This window comes from Streptomyces sp. NPDC045967 (genome assembly GCF_056430495.1).
Map to the genome: position 1 here is coordinate 149,133 of NZ_JBWKLE010000004.1, position 24,876 is coordinate 174,008.

23 protein-coding genes are annotated in these 24,876 nt (G+C 73.1%); 10 read left to right on the forward strand and 13 right to left on the reverse strand.

Annotated elements, in window-relative coordinates:
* Window positions 1-54 precede the first annotated feature (54 nt).
* From AC07FY_RS10635 to ssd, 4 genes are read right to left on the reverse strand one after another with little or no spacing between them, the layout of a single operon-like run.
* Entirely contained in the window at window positions 55-831 is a 777-nt protein-coding gene (locus AC07FY_RS10635; RefSeq protein ID WP_479003555.1) for a type II secretion system F family protein, read from the reverse strand.
* Entirely contained in the window at window positions 831-1,715 is an 885-nt protein-coding gene (locus AC07FY_RS10640; RefSeq protein WP_479003558.1) for a type II secretion system F family protein, read from the reverse strand. The genes AC07FY_RS10635 and AC07FY_RS10640 overlap by 1 nt, the downstream gene beginning before the upstream one ends.
* Window positions 1,712-2,860: a TadA family conjugal transfer-associated ATPase gene (locus AC07FY_RS10645; RefSeq protein ID WP_479003561.1), complete on the reverse strand. Its 1,149-nt coding sequence runs from the start codon at window positions 2,858-2,860 to the stop codon at window positions 1,712-1,714. Before AC07FY_RS10645 ends, AC07FY_RS10640 begins: the two co-directional genes overlap by 4 nt.
* Window positions 2,857-3,999, reverse strand: coding sequence for a septum site-determining protein Ssd (gene ssd, locus AC07FY_RS10650; protein ID WP_479004506.1), 1,143 nt, complete (start codon window positions 3,997-3,999; stop codon window positions 2,857-2,859). Before ssd ends, AC07FY_RS10645 begins: the two co-directional genes overlap by 4 nt.
* Before the next feature lie 490 nt (window positions 4,000-4,489).
* Here ssd and AC07FY_RS10655 point away from each other — a divergent pair, with 490 nt between their 5' ends.
* Window positions 4,490-5,368: an HAD family hydrolase gene (locus AC07FY_RS10655; RefSeq protein WP_479003564.1), complete on the forward strand. Its 879-nt coding sequence runs from the start codon at window positions 4,490-4,492 to the stop codon at window positions 5,366-5,368.
* Window positions 5,369-5,855: 487 nt separating this feature from the next.
* Here the strand turns inward: AC07FY_RS10655 and AC07FY_RS10660 are convergent, their stop codons facing one another.
* Window positions 5,856-6,677 carry a Fic family protein gene (locus AC07FY_RS10660; RefSeq protein ID WP_479003567.1) on the reverse strand — a complete coding sequence of 274 codons (822 nt, stop codon included), beginning with the start codon at window positions 6,675-6,677 and terminating at the stop codon, window positions 5,856-5,858.
* Window positions 6,678-6,786: 109 nt separating this feature from the next.
* Here AC07FY_RS10660 and AC07FY_RS10665 point away from each other — a divergent pair, with 109 nt between their 5' ends.
* On the forward strand, window positions 6,787-7,845 hold the full coding sequence (locus tag AC07FY_RS10665; protein WP_479003569.1) for an ATP-binding protein: 1,059 nt from the start codon (window positions 6,787-6,789) through the stop codon (window positions 7,843-7,845).
* Here the strand turns inward: AC07FY_RS10665 and AC07FY_RS10670 are convergent.
* Window positions 7,799-9,106, reverse strand: coding sequence for a polysaccharide deacetylase family protein (locus AC07FY_RS10670; RefSeq protein WP_479003572.1), 1,308 nt, complete (start codon window positions 9,104-9,106; stop codon window positions 7,799-7,801). The genes AC07FY_RS10665 and AC07FY_RS10670 overlap by 47 nt on opposite strands.
* 234 nt (window positions 9,107-9,340) lie before the next feature.
* Here AC07FY_RS10670 and AC07FY_RS10675 point away from each other — a divergent pair, with 234 nt between their 5' ends.
* The 6 genes from AC07FY_RS10675 to AC07FY_RS10700 all read left to right on the forward strand — a co-directional run bounded on the left by AC07FY_RS10675 (window position 9,341) and on the right by AC07FY_RS10700 (window position 17,321).
* The gene (locus AC07FY_RS10675) at window positions 9,341-11,722 is read left to right on the forward strand and encodes a SulP family inorganic anion transporter (RefSeq protein ID WP_479003575.1); all 2,382 of its coding nucleotides are present in this window, start codon (window positions 9,341-9,343) and stop codon (window positions 11,720-11,722) included.
* A 172-nt stretch (window positions 11,723-11,894) separates the two neighbouring features.
* Entirely contained in the window at window positions 11,895-13,898 is a 2,004-nt protein-coding gene (gene acs, locus AC07FY_RS10680) for an acetate--CoA ligase (protein WP_479003578.1), read from the forward strand.
* Window positions 13,899-14,135: 237 nt separating this feature from the next.
* Window positions 14,136-15,575, forward strand: a complete 1,440-nt coding sequence (gene nhaA, locus AC07FY_RS10685) for a Na+/H+ antiporter NhaA (RefSeq protein ID WP_479003581.1) — start codon at window positions 14,136-14,138, stop codon at window positions 15,573-15,575.
* Between the two features lie 52 nt (window positions 15,576-15,627).
* Entirely contained in the window at window positions 15,628-16,086 is a 459-nt protein-coding gene (locus AC07FY_RS10690) for a phage holin family protein (protein ID WP_479003584.1), read from the forward strand.
* Window positions 16,083-17,054 carry an alpha/beta fold hydrolase gene (locus AC07FY_RS10695; RefSeq protein ID WP_479003587.1) on the forward strand — a complete coding sequence of 324 codons (972 nt, stop codon included), beginning with the start codon at window positions 16,083-16,085 and terminating at the stop codon, window positions 17,052-17,054. Before AC07FY_RS10690 ends, AC07FY_RS10695 begins: the two co-directional genes overlap by 4 nt.
* A 93-nt stretch (window positions 17,055-17,147) precedes the next feature.
* Entirely contained in the window at window positions 17,148-17,321 is a 174-nt protein-coding gene (locus tag AC07FY_RS10700) for a hypothetical protein (RefSeq protein ID WP_479003589.1), read from the forward strand.
* An 88-nt stretch (window positions 17,322-17,409) separates the two neighbouring features.
* On the opposite strand, the gene AC07FY_RS10705 is transcribed toward AC07FY_RS10700, so the two are convergent.
* The 3 genes from AC07FY_RS10705 to nth all read right to left on the reverse strand — a co-directional run bounded on the left by AC07FY_RS10705 (window position 17,410) and on the right by nth (window position 20,386).
* Window positions 17,410-18,612, reverse strand: coding sequence for a MarP family serine protease (locus AC07FY_RS10705; RefSeq protein ID WP_479003591.1), 1,203 nt, complete (start codon window positions 18,610-18,612; stop codon window positions 17,410-17,412).
* Between the two features lie 13 nt (window positions 18,613-18,625).
* Window positions 18,626-19,372, reverse strand: a complete 747-nt coding sequence (locus AC07FY_RS10710; protein WP_479003594.1) for an NUDIX hydrolase — start codon at window positions 19,370-19,372, stop codon at window positions 18,626-18,628.
* Window positions 19,373-19,513: 141 nt separating this feature from the next.
* Window positions 19,514-20,386, reverse strand: a complete 873-nt coding sequence (gene nth, locus AC07FY_RS10715; protein WP_479003597.1) for an endonuclease III — start codon at window positions 20,384-20,386, stop codon at window positions 19,514-19,516.
* A gap of 254 nt (window positions 20,387-20,640) precedes the next feature.
* On the opposite strand from nth, the gene AC07FY_RS10720 reads away from it, so the two are divergent.
* Window positions 20,641-21,315: a Crp/Fnr family transcriptional regulator gene (locus AC07FY_RS10720; protein ID WP_003981529.1), complete on the forward strand. Its 675-nt coding sequence runs from the start codon at window positions 20,641-20,643 to the stop codon at window positions 21,313-21,315.
* Window positions 21,316-21,477: 162 nt separating this feature from the next.
* The gene (locus AC07FY_RS10725) at window positions 21,478-22,281 is read left to right on the forward strand and encodes a nucleotidyltransferase domain-containing protein (RefSeq protein WP_479003600.1); all 804 of its coding nucleotides are present in this window, start codon (window positions 21,478-21,480) and stop codon (window positions 22,279-22,281) included.
* Between the two features lie 46 nt (window positions 22,282-22,327).
* On the opposite strand, the gene AC07FY_RS10730 is transcribed toward AC07FY_RS10725, so the two are convergent.
* The 4 genes from AC07FY_RS10730 to AC07FY_RS10745 form a co-directional block, all read right to left on the reverse strand.
* Window positions 22,328-23,176: an MBL fold metallo-hydrolase gene (locus tag AC07FY_RS10730; protein ID WP_479003602.1), complete on the reverse strand. Its 849-nt coding sequence runs from the start codon at window positions 23,174-23,176 to the stop codon at window positions 22,328-22,330.
* Window positions 23,173-24,072 carry an NUDIX hydrolase gene (locus AC07FY_RS10735; RefSeq protein WP_479003603.1) on the reverse strand — a complete coding sequence of 300 codons (900 nt, stop codon included), beginning with the start codon at window positions 24,070-24,072 and terminating at the stop codon, window positions 23,173-23,175. Before AC07FY_RS10735 ends, AC07FY_RS10730 begins: the two co-directional genes overlap by 4 nt.
* Window positions 24,073-24,228: 156 nt before the next feature.
* Complete coding sequence (locus AC07FY_RS10740) at window positions 24,229-24,702, reverse strand: RidA family protein (RefSeq protein ID WP_479003605.1); 474 nt, start codon at window positions 24,700-24,702, stop codon at window positions 24,229-24,231.
* Window positions 24,699-24,860 carry a Sp36 family protein gene (locus tag AC07FY_RS10745; protein WP_007264966.1) on the reverse strand — a complete coding sequence of 54 codons (162 nt, stop codon included), beginning with the start codon at window positions 24,858-24,860 and terminating at the stop codon, window positions 24,699-24,701. The genes AC07FY_RS10740 and AC07FY_RS10745 overlap by 4 nt, the downstream gene beginning before the upstream one ends.
* Window positions 24,861-24,876: the final 16 nt, after the last annotated feature.

Here is a 24,876-nt window from a genome sequence, read left to right on the forward strand (position 1 = left end):
GTGAGTGATGATGTGAGTAGTTGATTCGAGTGACTGATGTGACGTCAGTGCTTCTCAGTTGTTCGAGAGAAGGCTCGAGGCCATGCCGATCACTACGGGCGCGACCCCGACCGCGAGGAATGCGGGGAGGAAGCACAACCCGACCGGGGCCGTGATGAGCACCGCCGCCCGCTGGGCTCTGGCGCCGGCCTGCCGGGCCCGGTCATCCCGGAGGGCGGATGCGATCCGGGACACCGGCTCCGCCGCGGGAGCCCCCGTCCGAGCGGCCCGCTCCAGGCACTCGGCGAGGGCGCGGGCGCCCGGTATCTCCGCCAACCTGCCCCACCCGTCCCCCGGTTCGCCGCCGAGCCGCAGTTCCGCCCCAGCCCGCGCCAGCCGCTCACCGACGGGCCCGCCGAGCGACTCCCCCACGACCTCCGCGGCCTCCACCGGACCGGCCCCGGCCGCCAGGCAGGCGGCCAACAGATCGGCTGCGAAGGGCAGCTGACGCTCCGCCTCCCGCGGGTCGACTCCGCCCGGCGGACGCGCCCTGCCCTGCCAGCGCCGCAGCCCGAGGGCCGTCAATCCTCCGACGGCCACCCCGGTCACCCCGCCGACGAGCACCCAGCCCGCCAGCAGCGCACCGGCCGGGCCGGCCCAGACGGCCACCGCGCCCCGCCACGCGACGCGACGCACCGGCTCCAGCCGTGCCGGCCGCGCCCCGAGGAGGAGCCAGACCCTTCGGCGGGCCCGCCGCTTCCGCAGTCCCGCCGCCAGCGCCGACACCGCGCACAGGACGGCGAGCGCGAGGCACAGCGCCATCCCCAGCCTGTGGACCGCCGAGCCGTCCATCACCGCTCCCCCGTCCGTACGATCCGCCGGCACCACAGCAGCCCCAGCCCCTCCAGCAGCGCGCCCGCGGCCAGGCATCCCCAGCCGACCGGTGTGTGCAGCAGCACCCGCAGGGGGTCCGCGCCCAGCCCGGTGCCGATCAGCAGCCCCACCAGGGGGAGCAGGGCGAGCACCACCGTCGTGGAGCGCGCGCCCGCCAACTGGGCCCGCAGCGACTCCTCCCGGTCCCGCTCGGCCCGCAGGGCGCCCTCCAGCCGGTCCAGCCCCGCGGCCAGGCCCGCACCGCCGTCCACCGACACCCGCCAGCAGGCGGCCATCCCGGCCAGCCCCTCCGCTCCGGGCTCTCGGGCCGCCAACCGCAGCGCCCCCGGCACGTCCCCGCCGAACGCCGCGGCGGCCAGCACCCCCGTCTCGGCGGCGCCCGGCCCGCCGGGCCCGTCGACCGTCCGGCGTATCGCCGCGGTCAGGGCCTGCCCCGGCTGGGCCCCCGCCCGCAGCTCACCGACCACCGCCCCGCACAGCGCAACAACCCCGGCGGCCCGCGCCGCCCGGGCCCGCTCCCGATCCCGCGTCCGCAGCCACCGCCCGGCCGCCGGCACCGCGACGGCGCCCGCCACCAGCGGGATCACCGACCCGCCGAGCACCGCGACCAGCAGTCCGACGGCGAGCGCCGCCCACTCCCGCCGGCGCGCCGCCCACACCAGCGCCCCGGCCAGCAGGCGCCGGCTGCGGGCCGGACCACGCGGCACCACCGGGCCCCGTCCGGCCAGCACCACCCTGGCGCGCCGGGACACCCGGTCCGGACCGGTCAGCCCCCACGCGGCGGCCACCGCGCACAGCACTCCGGCGAACAGGGGCAACGGCAGCGCCGCCACCGGGCTCACCGGGCACCCCGCAGCAGAGGGCGCAGCCGCTCCCAGCCCCGCTCCCGTACGAAGCCCTTCGCCGACCAGCGCAGAGCCGGCACCGTGACGACCAGTCCGGCCGCACCGCGCTCCAGCACGTGCACCTCGGCCACCCGGCGCCGCCCTTCGCGGTCCCGGACGAGGTGGACCACCAGAGTGAGCGCGGCCGCCAACTGGCTGTGCAGGGCCGCCCGGTCGAGCCCGGCGGCCGTCCCCAGCGCCTCCAGCCGGGCCGGCACGTGCGCGGCCGCGTTGGCGTGGACCGTGCCGCAGCCGCCCTCGTGCCCCGTGTTCAGGGCGGCGAGGAGGTCCGCGACCTCGGGGCCCCGGACCTCGCCGACGACCAGCCGGTCGGGGCGCATCCGCAGGGCCTGCCGCACCAGGTCCGCCAGGGTGACCAGGCCGGCGCCCTCCTGGTTGGCGGGCCGGGTCTCCAGCCGCACCACGTGCGGATGGTCGGGGCGCAGCTCGGCCGAATCCTCGGCGAGGACGATCCGCTCAGCCGGGCCGACCAGCCCCAACAGGGCGCTGAGGAGAGTGGTCTTGCCCGTCCCCGTCCCGCCCGAGACGAGGAAGGAGAGCCTGGCCTCGACCATCTCCCGCAGCAGCCGGTGCCCGCCCGGGGGCAGGGTGCCCGCCGCGACGAGCTCCTCCAGGGTGAACGCCTTCGGGCGCACGACGCGCAGGGAGAGGCAGGCCGATCCGACGGACACCGGCGGGAGCACCGCGTGCAGCCGGGTGCCGTCCGGCATCCGGGCGTCCACCCAGGGCCGGGCGTCGTCCAGCCGGCGTCCTGCCACCGCGGCCAACCGCTGGGCGAGCCTGCGCACGGCCTCGGGGCCCTCGAAGGTCACCGTGGTCAGCTCGAGCCCGCCGCCCCGGTCCACCCACACCCGGTCGGGTGCGGCCACCAGGACATCGGTGACCTCCGGGTCCGCGAGCAGCGGCTCCAGCGGGCCGGCGCCGACCAGCTCGGACCGTAACTCCGCGGCGACGCCGAGCACTTCCGCATCGCCCAGCAGCCGGCCTTGGGCCCGCAGGGCCGCCGCGACCCGCGCCGGTGTCGGCTCCGCCCCGGTTTCGGCGAGCCGCCTGCGCACGGCCTCCAGGAGCACGGCGCTCATGACGGCACCGGCTGGGCGGAGCCCAGCGCGCGCTGCCAGAAGCCGTCGCAGAAGCGGGCCAGCGCGCCCCGCCCCTGCGCCCCCGGCGGTTCTCCTTCGGCCACCCGGCCGGGCAGTCCCACCTCGACCGGCACCTCACCGGCCAGTGGCGCGCCCAGGAGCTCGGCCACCGACTCCGGTTCCAGTCCGCCCGGGCAGCGGCCCCGTACGACGACGCGCACGTCCCGGGCGACCATCCGCACTCCGGCGGCCACCCGGCCCGCCGCGGCCACCGCCCGCAGCTCGCCCGGCACCACGATCAGGACCAGGTCGAGCTGGGCCAGCACCTCGGCCACGGCTTCGTCCACCCTCCGGGGCAGGTCGACCACCACCACCCCGCCCCGGCGCCGCGCGGCGGCCACCACCGACCGCATCGCGGCGGGCGGCACCACGACCCGCTCCCCGCGGTCCCAGCTGAGCACGCGCAGGGCGTGCAGTTCGGGCAGGGACTCCTCCAAGGCTCCCGCGCCGACCCGTCCGCGCGAGGCCGCGAAGGCGGGCCAGCGCAGCCCTTCGGCGCTCTCGCCGCCGAGCAGGACGTCCATCCCGCCGCCCATCGGGTCCCCGTCGATGAGGATGGTCCGCTCGCCGGTGCGGGCGGCGCGCAGGGCCAGGGCGCAGGCGAGGGTGGAGGCCCCGGCGCCGCCGCTGCCGCCGATCACCCCGACGGCCAGCGCGGGCCGCCCGGCGCCCTCCACCACGTCGGCGATGCGGTCGACGAGGCGGCTCTCGGCGTCGGGGAGCGTCAGCACCTCCTCGGCGCCGATCTCCAGGGCCCGCTGCCAGACCAGGGGGTCGTCCACCTCCCGCCCCACGAGGAACACGCCGTCCCGGCGCGGTACCCCCCGCACCCGCCGTGCCGCGTCGTCCCCGATCAGGACGAGCGGCGCGGATTCCCAGCCGACGGCGTCACCGGGCCCACCCGCGCCGTTCGGCTCCGGCACCTCGTGGTGCACGTGCGGCTCGGCGCCCGCGGCGGCGCACAGCCGCAGCAGATCGTCGAGCAGCAGCGGATCCTCGGTGATGATCAGCGGTCGCCCGCCCCCGCCCGGCCCCGCGGACGCGGTCACCTCGACGACGGCCCCGGCCCGGGCCGGCACGGTCTCCGGTGTCCTCCACGACTTCGATCGAGCCACGATCTCCGCCCCCTTCTCCCTGCGATATCCACCACCGCGGACTTCGCGGCCGTAAATCACCGTGCCGCGAACGGGAGAAAGAAGTGGATCTTGCTAAAGAACTGTGGATAACCCGCCACTTGTGGATAACCCGGCCACTCGCCGGGGTGAGTTCCCGAGCGCGCCGGAACCATTACGCAGCGTCACGAGTTTTCGAGGTGAGGGCCGTCGCCAGGGCGGCGCCGTACGAAGGGAGGGCCGAGGAATGATCACTCAGGACCGAAGGCAGGGGGAACGCGAACCGCGTCCGGACATGCGACGACCCCCGCCGGGGGGGAGAGCGGGGGTCGTCCCCACGGTCCGACTCGGGGGGGGAGGAGCCAGACCGGGTTAGCACGGTCGCGAACGATCCGTGACTTCCATGGTGTACCCGAGAGCCCTCTCAGGCAAACCCACGCGCCACACCTTACGCCGAATGGTGGGCGCATATGCTCGGAGCGTGGAAAATGAGCCCTTGCCGCACCCCTCGCCTCGTACCGCAGCCTTCTTCGACCTGGACAAGACGGTCATTGCGAAGTCGAGCACCCTGACGTTCAGCCGGTCCTTCTACCAGGGCGGCCTGATCAACCGGCGGGCGGTGCTGCGCACCGCGTACACGCAGTTCATCTTCCTGGCCGGCGGCGCCGACCACGACCAGATGGAACGGATGCGCGAGTACCTCTCCGCCCTCTGCAAGGGGTGGAACGTGCAGCAGGTCCGGGAGATCGTCGCGGAAGCGCTCCACGACCTCATCGACCCGATCATCTACGACGAGGCCGCCTCGCTCATCGAGGCCCACCACACGGCGGGCCGGGACGTGGTCATCGTGTCGACCTCCGGTGCGGAGGTGGTCGAGCCGATCGGGGAGATGCTCGGCGCCGACCGCGTCGTCGCCACGCGCATGGTGGTCGGCGAGGACGGCTGCTTCACCGGCGAGATCGAGTACTACGCCTACGGGCCCACGAAGGCGGAAGCCGTCCGCGAGCTCGCGCAGTCCGAGGGCTACGACCTCGCCCGCTGCTACGCCTACAGCGACTCCGCCACGGACATCCCCATGCTGGAGGCCGTCGGGCACCCGCACGCCGTCAATCCCGACCGGGCGCTGCGCCGGGAGGCGCTGGCCCGGGAGTGGCCGGTCCTGGTGTTCAACCGTCCGGTGCGGCTGAAGCAGCGGCTGCCCGGGCTGTCGATGCCGGCGCGGCCCGCGCTGGTCGCCGCCGCCGCGGTGGGCGCGGCCGCCGCCACCGCCGGGCTGGTCTGGTACGCGAGCCGGCGCCGGGCCGGCGCGCTCACCGCCGCGGCGGCGACCTCCTAGATGTCCCGATACGCCCGCGCATCGGATGTCCGGTTCAACCCCGATCGCCCAGAAAAGTAAAAACTGCAGCCAGGGCTTTCGCACGGCTCTCAAGCGGAGTACAAATAAAGCAACGGCCCGCGAGACCAAAGAACATCCGAGAGGATCATCTTTAAAACGCAGTAAGGCCCACGGACCGAAGCATGAACGCCGAGCACCCACGCGACGTCGACCCGTCGATTACGGGCCAGCCGCACCAGGTGACGGGCAAAGTTCCCGACCTGATGGGCAACCTTCGAGGACGCTTGGTAACTGGGCGCGAATGCCAGCGGCGACACCACAGCAGTACGGTGTCGCCGCAACCCATGTGTGCGCGGCCGTCCTGGCACGGCCGTCCTGGCACGGCCGTTCTGGCGCTCCCGGCGAAACCGCCCCGGTGACCAGCCCGAGCCGGCGCGCCCGGCGCCCTGCCCCGGCGCCCCGCCTCGGCGCCCTGCGCCCAGGAACCTCAGGCCGCTCCGCGCTGCAGCGCCTCGCAGACCGCGGTCGACTCGCGCACACCGAGTTCGACGGCCCGCCCGCAGTGGGCGATCCAGGCGGCCATGCCCTCCGGCGTGCCGGAGACGTACCCCTCGAAGGCGGCCAGATAGGCGTCCCGCCCCTGCTCCGCGTGGCCGACCTCCGCCGGGCAGATCGCCTTCGGGTCGAGACCGCTGTTGATCAGGACGATGCGCTCGGCCGCCCGCGCGACCAGGCCGTTGTAGGTCGCGAAGGGCCGCAGCGCCAGCAGCTCCCCGTGCACCACCGCGGCCGTGACCAGTGCCGGGGCGCTGCCGCCCGCGATGACCAGGCGGGACAGCCCGTCCAGTCGGCCCGCGACCTCGTCCGCCTCCGGCAGCGGGAGCCGCACGAGCGGCTCCTCCACCGGTTCGCCCGCCAGGCGGGGCCGGCCCACCACGTCGCCGGCCGCCGTGGAACCCGAGGCGACCAGGTGGAGACGCGCCAGCACGCGCAGCGGGGACTGCCGCCAGATGCTCAGGAGCTGCCCGGCCTCCGCCGTGAGCCGCAGCGCCGCGCCCACCGTCAGCGCCTCCGGCTCGGCGCCGAAGTCCGTGCGCCGCCGCACCTCTTCGAGCGCCCAGTCCGCGCCGGACAGGGCCGCGCTCCCGCGGGCGCCGCGCAGCGCGGCCTCCGAGGTGATCTCGCCGCTGCGGCGGCGCATCACCCGGTGCCCGTAGACCCGGTCCACGGCCTTGCGTACGGAATCCACGGACTCGGCGACACCCGGCAGCCCGGTGAGGGCGGCCAACGGGTCAGAAGCGCTACTCATAAGTAGGGAGCCTACGCACTGCGCACCCCCAGCACCGACCCCTCCTTGGAGTGGTCTTCTTCACTCACCTTGACAACGCATCGCACTCGAGCGGCTACGCTTGGTGAACATGAAGATCGCTTTCGTGGGAAAGGGCGGCAGCGGCAAGACCACGCTGTCCTCCCTCTTCATCCGCCACCTCGCCGCCAATGAAGCCCCCGTCGTCGCGGTGGACGCCGACATCAACCAGCACCTGGGCGCGGCCCTCGGACTCGGCGAGGACGAGACGGCCGCACTGCCCGCCCTCGGTGCGCACCTGGCCCTGATCAAGGACTACCTGCGGGGCACCAACCCGCGCATCGCGTCCGCCGAGGCGATGATCAAGACCACGCCGCCCGGCCGGGGCTCGCGCCTGCTGCGGGTCACCGAGGACAACCCGGTGTACGAGGCCTGCGCGCGCACGCTCCTGCTCGACGGGGAGCCCGTACGCCTCATGGCGACGGGCCCGTTCACCGAGGCCGATCTGGGCGTGGCCTGCTACCACTCGAAGGTCGGGGCGGTCGAGCTCTGCCTGAACCACCTCGTCGACGGGCCCGACGAGTACGTCGTCGTCGACATGACCGCGGGCTCCGACTCCTTCGCCTCCGGCATGTTCACCCGCTTCGACGTGACCTTCCTGGTCGCCGAACCGACCCGCAAGGGCGTCTCCGTCTACCGTCAGTACAAGGAGTACGCGCGGGACTTCGGCGTCACGCTCAAGGTCGTCGGCAACAAGGTGCAAGGGCCGGAGGACATCGAGTTCCTCCAGGACGAGGTCGGCGAGGACCTGCTGGTCACGGTCGGGCACTCCGACTGGGTGCGGGCCATGGAGAAGGGCCGGCCGGCCGCCTTCGAGCTGCTGGAGGCGACCAACCGGCTCGCCCTGCAGTCCCTTCAGGACGCGGCGGACGACTCCTACGCCGACCGCGACTGGGAGCGGTACACCGAGCAGATGGTGCGGTTCCACCTGAAGAACGCGGAGAGCTGGGGCAACGCCAAGACCGGGGTCGACCTGGCGGCCCAGGTCGACCCCGGCTTCGTCCTGCGCGAGGGCGCCGCCGAAGAGGCGTCCGAGGCGGGGGCCGAGGAGTCCGAGGCTCTCGTCAGCCCTCGTCCGCCGAGGCCTCAACCCGCTCCTCAGCCGGCGTGACGTCCGCGGGGGCCGCCGGGGCGGGCGGCGGTCCCTCGGCCAGGAACTTCGCCCAGCCCTGCTTGGGTGCCTCGCCGACGTCGAGGGTGCGCATCCACTCCACGACCTTGGGGTCCTGGGCGTCCAGCCAGTCCGCCAGCTCCCGGAACGGCACGCAGCGGACCTCCTTCTGGGTGCACATCCCCTTGATGGACTCCTCGACGGCGCGCATGTAGGTGCCGCCGTTCCAGGACTCGAAGTGGTTGCCGATGATCAGCGGAGCCCGGTTGCCCCGGTAGGCGCGGTCGAACGCCTGGCGCAGGCCGTCGCGCATCTGGTCGCCCCAGTACGCGTGCTGCGAGGGGTCGCCCTGCGAGGTCGTCCCGGACTGGTTGGTCATGAAGTTGTAGTCCATGCTCAGCGTCTCGAAGGCGCGGCCCGGCACGGGGACCAGCTGGAGCGGGATGTCCCAGAGCCCGTCCGTCTTTTTGGGCCAGATCTGCTTGCTGATGCCGCTGGAGTCGTAGCGGAAGCCCAGGTCCTTCGCCGCGAGCATGAAGTTCTTCTGGCCCTCGAGGCAGGGGGTGCGGGCCCCGACGAGCTCCTTGTCGTAGTCGAAGGGCAGCGGCGGCATGTCCTTCAGGCCCGCGTTCGTCTTCCAGCTCTTGACGAAGGACTTGGCCTGGCTGATCTCGCTCTTCCACTCCTCGACGGACCAGGTGCCGACGCCGCCGTCGGGGCCGCAGAAGTGGCCGTTGAAGTGGGTGCCGATCTCGTTGCCCTCGAGCCAGGCGGCCCGGACCTGGGTGGCGGTGTCCTTGATGCCCTGGAGGTCGCCGAAGCCGATGTCCGAGCGGCCGGGCCCGTGCTGCGGGGCGGTGTAGAGGGAACGCTTCTCCTCGGGAAGCATGTACACGCCGCTGAGGAAGTACGTCATCCGGGCGTTGTACTTCTTGCCGACCTCGCGGAAGTGCGAGAACAGCTTCTGGCTGTCCTCGCCGGCCCCGTCCCAGGAGAACACGACGAACTGCGGCGGCTTCTCGCCCGGCGCCAGCTTCGCGGGCTTCCGGACGTTCGGCTGGGTGCCGGTGTAGGCGGTCGAACCGTCGCCGATGAGCCGGTTGACACTGCCGGGGGCGTCCGGGGCCGCGACGCCCCCGCGGGCCTTCTGGGGACCGGAGGCCGAGGACCCGGCGGGCTCCGAGCCGCTGCAGCCGGCGGCTCCCAGGACCAGGGCCGTGGCGACCAGGCCGCCGGCGATCTTCTTCGTGGCGGCGATCATCCGCCCCACCTCTCCCTCGCAGTTCCATCGCAGGACTTCCGCGCCGCAACGTCCCATGCGGTCTGTCGTGGAGAAGGTATGACAAGCCGGACAAAATGCTTAATCACTCTCTAGGGCTAATTCGTGAGCCATTCGCCCGAATTTTCCACCACCCGCCTTTACTCTCCATTACCGTCCATTTACCGAGTGTTGAGAATCCCGCCGCTTCACCCCTCCCAGAGGAGACGGGACCTTATGGCCGCCACCACCTCCCGCCCACCCACCGACCGAGCCCGCTCACCGTTTCGCAAGGACCTGCCGGCCGACCTCTCCGCCTCCGTCGCGGTGTTCCTGATCGCCCTGCCCCTTTCGCTGGGCATCGCCCTGGCCACCGGCGCGCCGCTCCAGGCCGGACTGGTCGCGGCGGCCGTCGGCGGGATCGTCGCCGCTCGGCTCGGCGGAGCCCCGCTCCAGGTGAGCGGACCCGCGGCCGGACTGACCGTCGTCACCGCCGAGTTGATCCAGCGCTACGGATGGCGCACCACGTGCGCCATCACCGTGCTCGCCGGCTGCTGCCAGCTGGGCCTCTCCCTGCTGCGCACCGCCCGGTCGGCACTCATGGTCAGCCCGGCCATCGTGCACGGCATGCTCGCCGGCATCGGCGTCACCATCGCCCTGGCCCAGCTGCACATCGTCCTCGGCGGCACCCCGCAGAGCTCCGCCGTGTCGAACGTCGCCGGGCTGCCGGGCCAGTTGGCCGACCTGCACCCGGTCGCGCTCGGCGTCAGCGTGCTGACGCTGGTCGTCCTGCTCGGCTGGCCGCGGCTGCCCGGACAGGCGGGCCGCGCCCTGCGCAAGGTGCCGCCCGCACTCGCCGCCGTCGCGTCGGCCACCGCCGTCGCCGCCCTGGCCGGGCTCTCGCTGCCCCGGGTCGACCTGCCCTCCTGGCGCAGCCACGCCCTGCCCGAGATGCCCGAAGGGCCCGTGCTCGGGCTGATCGCCGCCGTACTGACCATCACCCTCGTCGGCAGTGTGGAGTCCCTGCTCTCCGCCGTCGCGACGGACAAGCTGATCGCCTCCGAGCGGACCACGGACAAGCGCCCGCCGCGCGTCGACCTCGACCGCGAACTGCGCGGGCAGGGCGCCGCGAACATCGTCTCGGGGGCGCTCGGCGGGCTGCCGATCACGGGCGTGGCCGTCCGCAGCGTGGCCAACGTCAAGGCCGGCGCGGCCAGCCGCAAGTCGTCCATGCTGCACGGCTTCTGGGTCCTGCTCGCGGCCGGACTGCTGGTCCCCGTCCTCGACCTGATCCCGCTCGCCGCACTGGCCGCCCTGGTGATGGCGGTCGGGGTGCAGATGGTGAGCATCACGCACCTGCGCAGCGTCACCCGGCACCGGGAGATCCCGGTCTACGGCACGACCATCGTGGCCGTGGTCCTCGGCGGGGTCCTGGAAGGCGTGGCCATCGGCATCGCGGTGGCCGTCGCCCTGGCCCTGCACCGGCTGGCCCGGACCCGGTTCACGGTGGAGCAGTCGGACACCGGCGGCCACCGGATTCGGGCGCGCGGGCAGTTGACCTTCCTCGCGGTACCGCGGCTGAGCCGGGTGCTGCACCAGATCCCGCACGGGGGCCACGCGGTGATCGAGCTGGACGGCTCCTACATGGACCACGCGGCCTACGAGACCCTGCGCGACTGGCAGGACTCCCACATCGCCCACGGCGGATCGGTGGAGATCACCGGTGCCCGGGCCGACACGTTCGCGTCCTGCGCCCCGGCGGGGCGGGCGCCGCAGCGCGGCGCACACCAGTGCTGCCGCCCCTGGACCCCCTGGCAGAACCACTGCGACCACCGGGCCACCGCGACCGGCACTCGGGAGACCGGGCCCGAGGCCGCTGCGGACACCGGGGCGGCGACCGCTGCGGCGGGGGCCCCGGCGGCGAACCCGGCGCCGGCTCCGCGGCGGCGCGGCGCCGGTCAACTGGCCAGTGGGATCAACGCCTTCCAGCGCGACACCGCGCCCCGCGTGCGGGATGAGCTGGCGCGCCTGGCCCGCGAGGGGCAGCGGCCCTCGCAGCTCTTCCTCACCTGCGCGGACTCCCGCCTGGTGACCAGCATGATCACGGCCAGCGGACCGGGGGACCTGTTCACGGTCCGCAACGTCGGCAACCTCGTCCCGCTGCCAGGGGCCGAGTCCACCGACGACTCCGTCGCCGCGGCCATCGAGTACGCGGTCGACGTACTCGAGGTGGACAGCATCACCGTGTGCGGGCACTCGGGCTGCGGAGCCATGCAGGCCCTGCTGAGCTCCTCCCCCGGCGCGCCCATGACCCCGCTGCGGCGCTGGCTGCGCCACGGGCTGCCCAGCCTGGAGCGGATGGCCAGCCGCCACCACGCCTGGGCCAGGATCTCGGGCCGGCTGCCGGACGACGCCGTGGAGCAGCTCTGCCTGACCAACGTGGTGCAGCAGTTGGAGCACCTGCGGGCCCACGACGCGGTGGCCCGGCGGCTCGCCGAGGGCACGCTGGAGCTGCACGGGATGTACTTCCACGTGGGTGAGGCGCAGGCCTACCTGCTCTCCGAAGGCGAGGACTTCTTCGACTGCCGCGTCTTCGACACGGTGGGACAGAACGCCTGATTCGCGACAGATCTCCACGGGATCGAACCGATACCCTCCGGTATCCGTGCTCCCGTCCGGGCCCCTTTCCGCACCAGCGGCGGCAGGGGGCCCTCGCGCGCACCCGGACGTCGGACGCGCTATAGGTCTAAACCAATTCCCGGCTAGCTCTTGTCACCTGGGCCGCTGACTGATGAGCTATGCCGGGGACACAACGGACACCCTGGGAAAGGGACATGTCGTGAGCAACGAGAGCCTGGCCAATCTGCTCAAGGAGGAGCGGCGGTTCGCACCGCCCGCCGCTCTGGCCTCCGCCGCCAACGTGACACGGGCTGCGTACGCACAGGCCGACGCGGACCGGCTGGGCTTCTGGGCCGAGCAGGCCCGCCGGCTGACCTGGGCCACGGAGCCGACCGAGACGCTCGACTGGACGAACCCGCCCTTCGCGAAGTGGTTCGCGGATGGCAAGCTGAACGTCGCCTACAACTGCGTGGACCGGCACGTCGAGGCCGGCAACGGCGGGCGCGTCGCGATCCACTTCGAGGGCGAGCCCGGCGACAGCCGCTCGATCACCTACGCCGAGCTCAAGGACGAGGTCTCCCGGGCGGCGAACGCCCTGACCGAACTGGGCGTCCAGGCCGGCGACCGCGTCGCCGTCTACCTGCCGATGATCCCCGAGGCGGTCGTGGCGATGCTCGCGTGCGCCCGGATCGGCGCCGCGCACTCCGTGGTCTTCGGCGGCTTCTCCGCCGACGCCGTCGCCTCCCGCATCCAGGACGCCGACGCCAAACTGGTCATCACCGCCGACGGCGGCTACCGCCGGGGCAAGCCGACCGCCCTCAAGCCCGCCATCGACGAGGCCGTCGGCAAGTGCCCGCAGGTCGAGCACGTGCTCGTCGTACGGCGCACCGGCCAGGACACCGCCTTCACCGAGGGCCGCGACATCTGGTGGCACGACGCGGTGGACCGGCAGTCCGCCGAGCACACGCCGCAGCCGTTCGACGCCGAGCACCCGCTCTTCATCCTGTACACCTCGGGGACCACGGGTAAGCCGAAGGGCATCCTGCACACCTCCGGCGGCTACCTCACCCAGACCGCCTACACCCACCACGCCGTCTTCGACCTGAAGCCGGAGACCGACGTCTACTGGTGCACCGCGGACATCGGCTGGGTGACCGGCCACTCGTACATCGTCTACGGGCCGCTCGCGAACGGCGCCACCCAGGTGATGTACGAGGGCACGCCCGACACCCCCCACCAGGGCCGGTTCTGGGAGGTCGTGCAGAAGTACGGCGTCACCATCCTCTACACGGCGCCCACGGCGATCCGTACGTTCATGAAGTGGGGCGACGACATCCCCGCGAAGTTCGACCTGTCGAGCCTGCGCGTCCTGGGCTCGGTCGGCGAGCCGATCAACCCCGAGGCATGGATCTGGTACCGCAAGCACATCGGCGGCGACCGCTGCCCGATCGTGGACACCTGGTGGCAGACCGAGACCGGCGCCATGATGATCTCCCCCCTGCCGGGCGTCACGCAGACCAAGCCCGGCTCGGCGCAGCGCGCGCTGCCCGGGATCAGCGCCACCGTCGTGGACGACGAGGCGCGGGAGGTCCCGAACGGCGGAGGCGGCTACCTGGTCCTGACCGAGCCGTGGCCGGCGATGCTGCGCACCATCTGGGGTGACGACCAGCGGTTCACCGACACCTACTGGTCGCGGTTCGAGGGCAAGTACTTCGCGGGCGACGGCGCCAAGAAGGACGAGGACGGCGACATCTGGCTGCTCGGCCGGGTGGACGACGTGATGCTCGTGTCCGGCCACAACATCTCGACCACCGAGGTCGAGTCGGCGCTCGTCTCGCACCCCTCGGTGGCCGAGGCCGCCGTGGTCGGTGCGACCGACGAGACCACCGGCCAGGCGATCGTCGCCTTCGTCATCCTGCGCGGCAGCGCCTCGGAGACCGACACCCTGGTCGGCGAGCTGCGCAACCACGTGGGCGCCACGCTCGGCCCGATCGCCAAGCCGAAGCGGATCCTGCCGGTCCAGGAACTGCCGAAGACCCGGTCGGGCAAGATCATGCGCCGTCTGCTGCGCGACGTGGCCGAGAACCGCGCGGTCGGCGACGTCACCACGCTCGCCGACTCCTCCGTCATGGACCTGATCCAGAGCAGGCTGCCGTCCGCGTCCAGCGAGGACTGAGCCGCACGGTCGGACGGACCGCCCGGACGGGCTCAGTCGCACGGTCGGACTGAGCCCCCCGGGGGGGAGGAGCGGACCCGAGGGCTGCCGGTGCACAGCGCGCCGGGAGCCCCCTTCCCGTTTAAGGTGAAGATCACCTGATACGACCGCGCGGCCCTGTACCGTAGGAGAGGCGTCACAACGTGGCGTCTTTTTCTCAGGGTGCGCCGGGAAGTCTGGTCGGCAACTGCGTCAAGCATGCCGTCGACCAACCGGAGGTGTCCGACCGTGGCCGCGCCCGACCCCACCGACCAGCGGAGCCGCACGTTCCTCGGGCGGCTCTCGCTGCCCGAGCGGCAGTTCGTCGCCGACGCCCTGCGCACCGAGACCGTCGGCGGAGTCCTGCTCCTGGTGGCCGCCGTCGCCGCCCTCATCTGGGCGAACATCCCCGCGCTGGCGGACAGCTACGAGGCCGTCGGCGACTTCCACCTCGGCCCCGCCTCCCTCGGGCTGGACCTCTCCGTCCAGCACTGGGCCGCCGACGGCCTGCTGGCGGTCTTCTTCTTCGTCGCCGGCATCGAGCTCAAGCGCGAGCTGGTCGCCGGCGACCTGCGCGAGCCCAAGGCGGCCGCCCTCCCGGTCGTCGCCGCGCTGTGCGGCATGGCCGTCCCCGCCGGGGTCTACGCCCTCGTCAACGTCTTCGGCAGCGGATCCATGGACGGCTGGGCCGTGCCCACCGCCACCGACATCGCGTTCGCGCTCGCCGTCCTCGCGGTCATCGGCACCTCGCTGCCCTCCGCCGTGCGCGCGTTCCTGCTCACCCTCGCCGTCGTCGACGACCTCTTCGCGATCGTCATCATCGCGGTGTTCTTCACCAGCGAGATCGACTTCCTCGCCCTCGGTGGTGCGGTCGCCGGCCTCGTGCTGTTCTGGTTCCTGCTGCGCTCCGGGGTGCGCGGCTGGTACGTCTACGTGCCCCTCGCCCTGGTCGTCTGGGGGCTGATGTACAACAGCGGCGTCCACGCCACCATCGCCGGCGTCGCCATGGGCCTGATGCTGCGCTGCACGCGCAAGGAGGGCGAGGAGCACTCCCCGGGCGAGCACATCGAGCACCTCGTACGGCCGCTCTCCGCCGGGCTCGCGGTGCCGCTCTTCGCGCTCTTCTCGGCCGGGGTCCCCCTCTCCGACGAGTCCATCGGCCAGGTCTTCAGCCGGCCCGAGACCCTCGGCGTCGTCCTCGGCCTCGTCGTGGGCAAGGCGGTCGGCATCTTCGGCGGCACCTGGCTGGCCGCACGCTTCACCAGGGCCGAGCTGAACGAGGACCTGGCCTGGCCGGACGTGTTCGCCGTCGCCTCGCTGGCCGGCATCGGGTTCACCGTCTCGCTGCTGATCGGCGAACTCGCCTTCGCCGGGGACCCGGTCCTCACCGACGAGGTCAAGGCCGCCGTCCTCATCGGCTCGCTCATCGCGGCGTTCCTCGCCTGCGTCCTGCTCAAGCTCCGGGACCGGAAGTACCGGGCGCTGACCGACGCCGAGGACCGCGACGAGGACCACGACGGCATCCCCGACGTCTACGAGGAGCACACCCCGGCGTACCACCTGCGGATGGCGAGGATCCACGAGGAGAAGGCCGCCGAGCACCGGCGCAGGGCCGAAGCGGCGGCCGGGTCCAGCATCGAGGGCCACCGTCCGGCATGATCTGACGCAAGGACGGCGTACCGACGCGGCAGACGACTGTAGGGAGAGAGCGATGAGCGCAGTGGACCAAGGGGTGCAAGGAGCCGAACGCACGCTCGGCCAGCTGGTCGCCTCGGCCACCGCCGAGATGTCGGCCCTGGTGCACGACGAGATCGCCCTCGCCAAGGTGGAGATCAAGCAGGACGTCAAGCGCGCGGGCATCGGCAGCGGTGCGGCGGGCCTCGCGGGCGTGCTGCTGCTCTTCTCCCTCCCCGTACTGAGTTTCGCCGCGGCCTACGGCCTCCACAACCTCGGGCTCGGACTCGCCTGGTCCTTCCTCATCGTCGGCGGGGCGTTCTGGCTGCTCGCGGGCCTGGTCGGACTGCTCGCCGTGGCGAAGTTCAAGAAGGTCAAGCCGCCGGTGAAGACCATCGAGTCGGTCAAGCAGACGGCGGCGCTCGTCGGGACCGTCAAGCCGCACCCGCGGCCGTTGAGTGACAAGGCCGTGGGTGTGGCACGCTCGTCCTCATGACAGCACCCCTGCCTGACCCCGGCAGTCCGCCCACCGCCGCCTCGGCGATCCGGCTCGACCTGCCCGGCGGACGGGCGGTGACCCACCGGGACGTCGCCGCCAACGGCGCCCGCTTCCACGTCGCCGAGCTGGGCGACGGGCCGCTGGTGCTGCTGCTGCACGGCTTCCCCCAGTTCTGGTGGACCTGGCGGCACCAGCTGACCGCCCTCGCCGACGCCGGCTACCGGGCCGTCGCGATGGACCTGCGCGGCGTGGGGGGCAGCGACCGCACCCCGCGCGGCTACGATCCGGCCAATCTCGCGCTGGACATCACCGGCGTCGTCCGGTCCCTCGGCGAGCCGGACGCCGCGCTCGTCGGGCACGACCTCGGCGGCTACCTCGCCTGGACCGCAGCCGTGATGCGGCCGAAGCTGGTGCGCCGGCTGGTCGTCTCGTCCATGCCGCACCCCCGCCGCTGGCGTGCGGCGATGCTGTCCGACTTCGGTCAGGCACGGGCGAGTTCGCACATCTGGGGCTTCCAGCGGCCGTTCGTCCCCGAGCGGCAGCTCGTCGCCGACGACGGGGCGCTCGTGGCCGAGCTGATCCGGGACTGGTCGGGGCCGCGGCTGCGGGAGGACGGCGCCGACGAGGAGGCGCTCGCCGTCTACCGGCGGGCGATGTGCATCCCCTCCACCGCGCACTGCTCGGTCGAGCCCTACCGCTGGATGATGCGGTCGATGGCGCGGCCCGACGGCCTCCAGTTCAACCGCCGCATGAAGCGGCCGGTGCGGGTGCCGACGCTGCACCTGCACGGCTCGCTCGACCCGGTGATGCGCACGCGCAGCGCGGCCGGCTCCGGGCAGTACGTCGAAGCCCCGTACCGGTGGCGGCTGTTCGACGGCCTCGGGCACTTCGCGCACGAGGAGGACCCGGTGGCGTTCTCGACCGAGTTGGTGAACTGGCTCAAGGACCCCGAACCGGACCGCTGATCGGTATGACAAACATTCAATTGCCTCGCGCATAGGCCAATTGGCCGCCTCGCACGGGATTACCGACCATGGGGTCCGGGCACAGCTCGGAGTATGGGTTGGACGCACGACCACGGTGACACCGCACACGAACGCCGCTCGGCGACGACGCCGCGCACCCACGGGAGGACCGGCCGCGACGGCCACGACCTCCGCCTCGGGATTCCGCGCATCCTGCGCCGCCGGGCCCTGTGGGTCTCGGCGCGCCTGCGGCATCCGCGGACGTAGGGAGACAGCCGGGGCCCCGGCCCCGGCGGCCCGGTGTCACGGGGCGCAGCCCCGGCTGTACGTCAGGGTGCGCAGCCCCGGCTGTACGTCACAGGGCGCAGCCCTGGCTGTCGACCCGCTGTACGGCGCTCCGGCCGATCCGGATGTCGTCGCGGATCTCGTCCACGGTGAGGGCGTAGCCGGTGTTCGGGTCGTCGAGAGACTTCGCGAACACGACCCCGTACACCTTGCCGTCGGGCGTGAGCAGCGGGCCGCCGGAGTTGCCCTGGCGGACCGTCGCGTACAGCGAGTAGACATCGCGCCGGACGGTGCCGCGGTGGTAGATGTCCGGGCCGTTGGCGTTGATCCGGCCGCGCACGCGGGCCGAGCGGACGTCGTACGCGCCGTTCTCCGGGAACCCGGCCACGATCGCGTCGCTGCCGCTCCCCGCGTCCCGCTCGCTGAACTCCAGCGGCGGGGCCTTCAGCTTGGGCACGTCCAGGACGGCGATGTCGCGCTCCCAGTCGTAGAGCACGACCTTGCCGTCGTAGAGCCTGCCCTCGCCGCCGACCTGCACGGTCGGTTCGCCGACCCCGCCGACGACGTGCGCGTTGGTCATCACCTTGCCGGGCGCGAAGACGAAACCCGTGCCCTCCAGCACCTTGCTGCAACTGGGCGCCGTGCCCACGACCTTCACGATGGACTGCTTGGCCGCCTCGCTGACGGGGCTGAGCGCAAGCGCCGGATCGGGCGCCTTGACCTCGGTGATGGGCTCGTTGGAGAACGGGCTGAACACCTGCGGGAAGCCGCTGCGCGCGAGCGTGGAACTGAAGTCCGAGAACCAGGTGTTCGCCTGGCCGGGCAGCACGCGCGACACGCCGAGGAGCACCTTGGAGTTGCGGACTTCCTTGCCCAGCGTGGGAAGTGACGTCCCGGCGAGCGCGGAACCGATCAGCCAGGCGACCAGCAGCATCGCCACCACGTTGACCAGGGCGCCGCCCGTCGCGTCCAGGGCCCGCGCCGGCGACCAGGTGATGTGGCGCCGGAGCCGGCTGCCCAGGTGGGTGGTGAGGGCCTGCCCGATCGAGGCGCAGACGATGATCACGACCACGGCGATCACGACGACCGTGGTGGACACCTGGGTGCCGTTGTCGGTCACCCGGTCCCAGATCAGCGGGAGCAGGGACACGGCGATGAGGCCACCGCCGAGGAAGCCGATCACCGACAGGACGCCGACGACGAACCCCTGGCGGTAGCCGACGATCGCGAACCACACGGCCGCGAGCAGCAACAGGATGTCCAGCACGTTCACAGGGGCCACCGTCTCACGCGTGCCAGTCGAGCGGGACCCGCCGCGAGCGGTCCCAGGGGCGCTCCCATCCCGCGAAGTGCAGCAGCCGGTCGATCACTCCGGCGGTGAAACCCCAGACCAGAGCCGATGCGACGGTGAAGCCGGGCCCGAGGTGGCCACTGGGGTGCACGGCCGTGACCCGGTGCCGGGGATCCGTGAGATCCGCCACGGGCACCGTGAAGACGCGGGCCGTCTCGGCCGGGTCCACGGCGCCGACCGGGCTCGGCGTGCGCCACCAGCCGAGTACCGGGGTGACCACGAACTCGCTGACCGGGATGTAGAGCCGGGGCAGCACGCCGAAGAGCTGGACGCCGGAAGGGTCCAGTCCGGTCTCTTCCTCGGCCTCGCGCAGGGCTGCGCGCAGCGGGCCGGTGGTGTGCGGATCGCCGTCCTGCGGGTCGAGGGCGCCGCCCGGGAAGGACGGCTGGCCCGCGTGCGAGCGCAAGGTGCCGGCGCGTTCCATGAGCAGCAGCTCGGGCCCGCGCGGGCCCTCGCCGAACAGGACGAGGACGGCGGACTGCCGCCCCCGGCCGTCCTCGGGCGGCAGGAACCGGCTCAGCTGCCGCGGCTCGATGGTCCGGGCGGCCTCGACGAGCGGGTCCAGCCAGGCGGGCAGGCCGTCGGTGGACAGGCTCGTGCCGTCACGCCCGCCGTCCCGGCCGTCGTACGGCGCTTCGCGCGGGTCGGCGTCGGCCCGGCGGTTCTGTGTGGCCCCAGTCATAGGCGTCCCTGTCCGCGTCTCTTCTGTCAACACCGTCTCCCCCACCGCCAAACGCGGTGCGGGTACCGAATCGTTCCTCGGGCCCGGCCCGGCCCCGCCGCGGCGGGGCCGCACCGCCCCGGCCGCCGGTGCGGGCGGCGCTCACGCCGGGTCGGAGCCCAGGGGCGGGGCCGGCAGGCCCGGGTAGTCCGGCGGCGGGGCCAGGCGCTGGCCCGGCTGGCCGCCCTTCTCGTACTTCAGCAGCTTGCGCGCCTTCTCCGGGTCCGTCTCGCCCTCCCCGTACGCCGGGCAGAGCGGGGCGATCGGGCAGGCCCCGCAAGCCGGCTTGCGCGCGTGGCAGATCCGGCGGCCGTGGAAGATCACCCGGTGGGAGAGCATCGTCCATTCGCTCTTGGGGAAGATCGCGCAGATCTCCGCCTCGACCTTCTCCGGTTCCTCCTGCTCGGTCCACTTCCAGCGGCGCACGAGCCGGCCGAAGTGGGTGTCCACGGTGATCCCCGGGACTCCGAAGGCGTTGCCGAGGACCACGTTCGCCGTCTTGCGGCCGACTCCCGGCAGGGTCACCAGGTCCGCCAGCCGGCCCGGTACCTCGCCGCCGAAGTCGTCGCGCAGGGCCCGGGAGAGCCCGAGCAGGGACTTGGCCTTCATCCGGAAGAACCCGGTCGGCCGGATCAGCTCCTCCAGCCGCTCGGGGTCGGCCGCGGCCATGTCCTCGGGGGTCGGATAGGCCGCGAAGAGGGCCGGGGTCGTCTGGTTCACCCGCAGGTCCGTGGTCTGCGCGGACAGCACGGTGGCCACGAGCAGCTCGAACGGGTTGCGGAAGTCGAGCTCCGGATGGGCGTACGGATAGATTTCGGCCAGCTCGCGGTTGATCCGGCGGGCCCGGCGCACCATGGCGAGCCGGGATTCGGGTCGTGGCGCGGACTGCTTCGCGGCCGGTTTCTTGGCCGAACCTTTGCTCTCGGAGGCGGGCGGAGCCGCCCCGGACGCCGCCGCCGGGGCTTGTTCGCCCACAGCTGAATTATGGGTCGCCATCACTCCCGCGGACCCCTTGGCCTGTGCTCTCACCGGCTTATTGGACACCCGGCCAGCCTAAGGCCGGCCGCCGACACCCGCCCGGACCTCAGGTAACACCACTCTGATTGGTCTGCCACCACCCAGCACGCGCGTCCGTCCGGCATCCTTGGTAGTGATTGATCGCACTGTTTGAGCCGTCCGGCAAAATGGGAGACCGGTCCCCTGAGCTGGTCGACATAGGAGAGAAACTCGTGGACGACGTTCTGCGGCGCGCCCCGCTCTTCGCGGCGCTCGATGACGAGCAGGCCGCGGAGCTCCGCGCCTCCATGGGCGAGGTGACGCTCGCACGCGGTGACGCCCTGTTCCACGAGGGCGACCCCGGCGACCGGCTGTATGTCGTGACCGAGGGCAAGGTGAAGCTCCACCGCACCTCCCCCGACGGCCGCGAGAACATGCTGGCCGTCCTCGGTCCCGGCGAGCTGATCGGCGAGCTGTCGCTGTTCGACCCGGGCCCGCGCACCGCCACCGCCACCGCGCTCACCGAGGTCAAGCTGCTCGGCCTCGGCCACGGCGACCTCCAGCCCTGGCTCAACGCCCGGCCCGAGGTCGCGACCGCGCTGCTGCGCGCCGTCGCGCGGCGCCTGCGCAAGACCAACGACCAGATGTCCGACCTGGTCTTCTCCGACGTGCCGGGCCGGGTGGCGCGGGCGCTCCTCGACCTGTCGCGCCGCTTCGGCGTGCAGTCGGAGGAGGGCATCCACGTGGTGCACGACCTCACCCAGGAGGAGCTCGCGCAGCTCGTCGGCGCCTCGCGCGAGACCGTGAACAAGGCGCTGGCCGACTTCGCGGGCCGCGGCTGGCTCCGTCTCGAAGCCCGCGCGGTGATCCTGCTGGACGTGGAGCGGCTCGCGAAGCGGTCCCGCTGACCTTCGGCTCCGTGCAGGGCCCCGCCCGGGTCAGGGCGGGGCCCTTCGCATGCCCGTGAGACGGGGCTGCGAAGGGCCCCGGACTCGAGGACGGGCTGAATCCCGCCGGGGGCGCGGCGATTGGCCCGCCGGGCCGGGCGGGCGGCCGGGCACAGTGGAGGTATGGAGCACAGAGGCCTGGACGCGTACGGGTACTTCGAACGGGAGGGCTCCCTCGGCGCGGTGCGGGGGGAGTTCCGCGGCGTCGTCGCCGCCGCGCGGGAGCGGATCGGCGAGGCGTACGGGCGGCGGCTGCACAGCGCCTACCTCTACGGCTCCGTGCCGCGCGGCACGGCCCGGCCCGGGCGGTCCGACCTCGACCTGCTGATCGTCCTGCACCACGGGCCCGCCGGTGAGGACCGGGACGCCGCCGACGTGCTGGCCCTCGGACTCGACGAGGACTTCCCCGCGGTCGACGGGGTCGGCATCCTGCTCCAGGACAAGGCCACCGTGCTCAGCGAGGAGGAACGGTTCGACCTGGGCTGGTTCCTCGCCTGCCTGTGCACCCCGCTGCTCGGGGCCGACCTCGCCGAGCACCTGCCCCGCTACCGCCCGGACAGCCTGCTCGCCCGCGAGACCAACGGCGACCTGGCCGACCTGCTGCCCGCCTGGCGCACGCGGCTGCGGGAGGCTGCCGCGACGGACGCCTACCGCACGCTGAGCCGGACGGTCGCGCGGCGCCTGGTGCGCACCGGATTCACCCTGGTCATGCCCCGGTGGGGCGGCTGGACCAGCGATCTCGCCGAGTCCGCGGAGATCTTCGGTACGTACTATCCGCAGCGCGCGGCCCAGATGCGGGCCGCGGCCGCCGCGGCGCTGGACCCGGTCGCCGACCCGGCCCTGCTCCGCACGTTCCTCGAGGACCTCGGGCCATGGCTCGCCGACGAGTACACCGCCCGGCACGGCACGAAGACCCGCCGGGCCTGAGGTCCCGGCGGGTCCGGGCGGGTCCGGCCCGATCCGGCGGACCCACCTAGAGCTCGGGGCCGCCCGGGATCAGGCCGTGCTCCTGGAGGTACTCCAGCTGCGCCCGTACGGACCATTCCGCGGCCGGCCACAGGGAGGGGTCCACGTCCGCGTAGACGTGGGCGACGACCGCCTCCGGGGTGGTGAGCCCGTCCTCGACGGCGGTCTCGACCTGGGCGAGGCGGTGGGCGCGGTGCGCCAGGTAGAACTCGACGGCGCCCTGGGCGTCCTCCAGGACCGGTCCGTGCCCCGGCAGGACGGTGTGCACGCCGTCGTCGACGGTCAGCGAGCGCAGGCGGCGCAGGGAGTCCAGGTAGTCGCCCAGGCGGCCGTCGGGGTGCGCGACGACGGTGGTGCCGCGGCCGAGGACGGTGTCCCCGGTCAGGACGGCGCCGTCGGCGGGCAGGTGGAAGCAGAGCGAGTCGCTGGTGTGCCCGGGGGTGGGGACCACCCGCAGCTCCAGGCCGCCGGTCCTGATCACGTCCCCGGCGGCCAGGCCCTCGTCGCCCAGCCGCAGCGCCGGGTCCAGCGCGCGGACCTTGCTGCCGGTGAGCTCCGCGAAGCGGCCCGCGCCCTCGGCGTGGTCGGGATGGCCGTGCGTGAGCAGGGTCAGGGCGATGCGCCGGCCGGCCCGCTCGGCGGTGTCGACGACCGCCCGCAGGTGCGCCTCGTCCAGCGGGCCGGGGTCGATGACCACGGCCTCGGTGGACCCGGGCTCGGCCAGCAGCCAGGTGTTGGTGCCGTCCAAGGTCATCGCGGAGGCGTTGGGGGCCAGGATGTTGGTCGCGCGGGCCGTGGCGGGCCCGGTGGCGACGCGTCCGCGGGGCCGGCCCGGCAGAGCGGCGGCATCGGTCATGAGGGGCCTCCGTGGCGCACTCGCCTGGTGAACTCGTCGTGGCCCGGCCAGCTGAGCACCACCTCGCCGCCCTCGAGGGCGGCCCGGGCCAGTACGGGGGTCAGGTCCTGCGCCCCGGCCGCGGCGAGCGCCTGCGCGGCGCTCCCGTACGGCTCCAGCGAACGCAGGGTGGAGATGGTGGGCGGCATCATCAGCAGCTCGCCCCGGTCGTAGCCGGCCGCGGCCTCGGCCGGTCGGATCCACACCGTCCGGTCCGCTTCGGTGGAGGCGTTGCGGGTGCGCTGGCCCTCGGGAAGGGCGGCGACGAAGAACCAGGTGTCGTAGCGGCGCGGCTCGAACTCCGGGGTGATCCAGCGGGCCCACGCGCCGAGCAGGTCCGAGCGCAGGCGCAGGCCCCGGCGGTCCAGGAACTCGGCGAAGGACAGCTCGCGCGCGACGAGGGCCTGCCGGTCGGCCTCCCAGTCGTCACCGGTGGTGTCGCCCACGACGGTGTCGGGGGTCTCCCCGGCGAGCAGCACGCCCGCCTCCTCGAAGGTCTCGCGCACGGCGCCGCAGACGATGGCCTGGGCGGTACGGGCGTCCGTGCCGAGGCGGCGGGCCCAGTCGTCCTGCCCGGGGCCGGACCAGCCCACCTGGTGGTCCTCGTCGCGCGGGTCGACCCCACCGCCGGGATAGGCGTACGCGCCTCCGGCGAAGGCCATGGAGGCCCGGCGGCGCAGCATGTGCACGACGGGGCCGGCGGGGGTGTCGCGCAGCAGCATCACCGTGGCGGCGCGGCGGGGGGCCACCGGGGTGAGGTGTCCGTCCGCGAGGGCGCGGATGCGGTCGGGCCACTCCGGGGGGTACCACTGGCCTCCGGCGGGGGGCTGCTGATAACCGTGCTGACCTTGGGGCATGGCCGGATGCTACGGGGATCCGGCTCGATGTTCGAGGGGGTCGGCCCCGGACCCCGCCGATGGCCCGGGCGGGGCCGGACCTTCCCCCGCCCGGGCGCGTACGGGCGGGGGCGGGAACCCGCCGGTGTCCGGGGCGTGCGCACTTCCCGCCAGGGGTCAGGCGTCCGGGGTGAGTTCCACCTGGACTTCGACCTCCACCGGGGCGTCCAGCGGGAGGACCGCGACGCCGACCGCGCTGCGGGCGTGGACGCCCTTGTCGCCGAGGACGGCGCCCAGGAGTTCGCTCGCGCCGTTCAGCACGCCCGGCTGGCCCGTGAAGTCGGGGGCCGAGGCGATGAAGCCGACGACCTTCACGACGCGCGCGATCCGGTCGAGGTCACCCATGACCGACTTGACCGCGGCCAGGGCGTTCAGCGCGCACGTGGCGGCCAGCTCCTTGGCCTGCTCCGCCGAGACCTCGGCGCCGACCTTGCCGGTGACCGGCAGGCTGCCCTTGACCATCGGGAGCTGGCCCGAGGTGAAGACGTACGCCCCCGACCGCACGGCCGGCTGGTAGGCGGCCAGCGGCGGGACGACCTCGGGGAGGGTCAGGCCGAGTTCGGCGAGCTTCGCCTCGACGACGCCGCTCATGCCTTCTCCCGCTTGAGGTAGGCCACCAGCTGCTCGGGGTTGTTCGGCCCGGGCACGACCTGGACGAGCTCCCAGCCGTCCTCGCCCCAGGTGTCCAGGATCTGCTTGGTGGCGTGGACCAGCAGCGGGACGGTCGCGTATTCGAACTTCTTGGTCATGGGAGCGAGGGTAGTG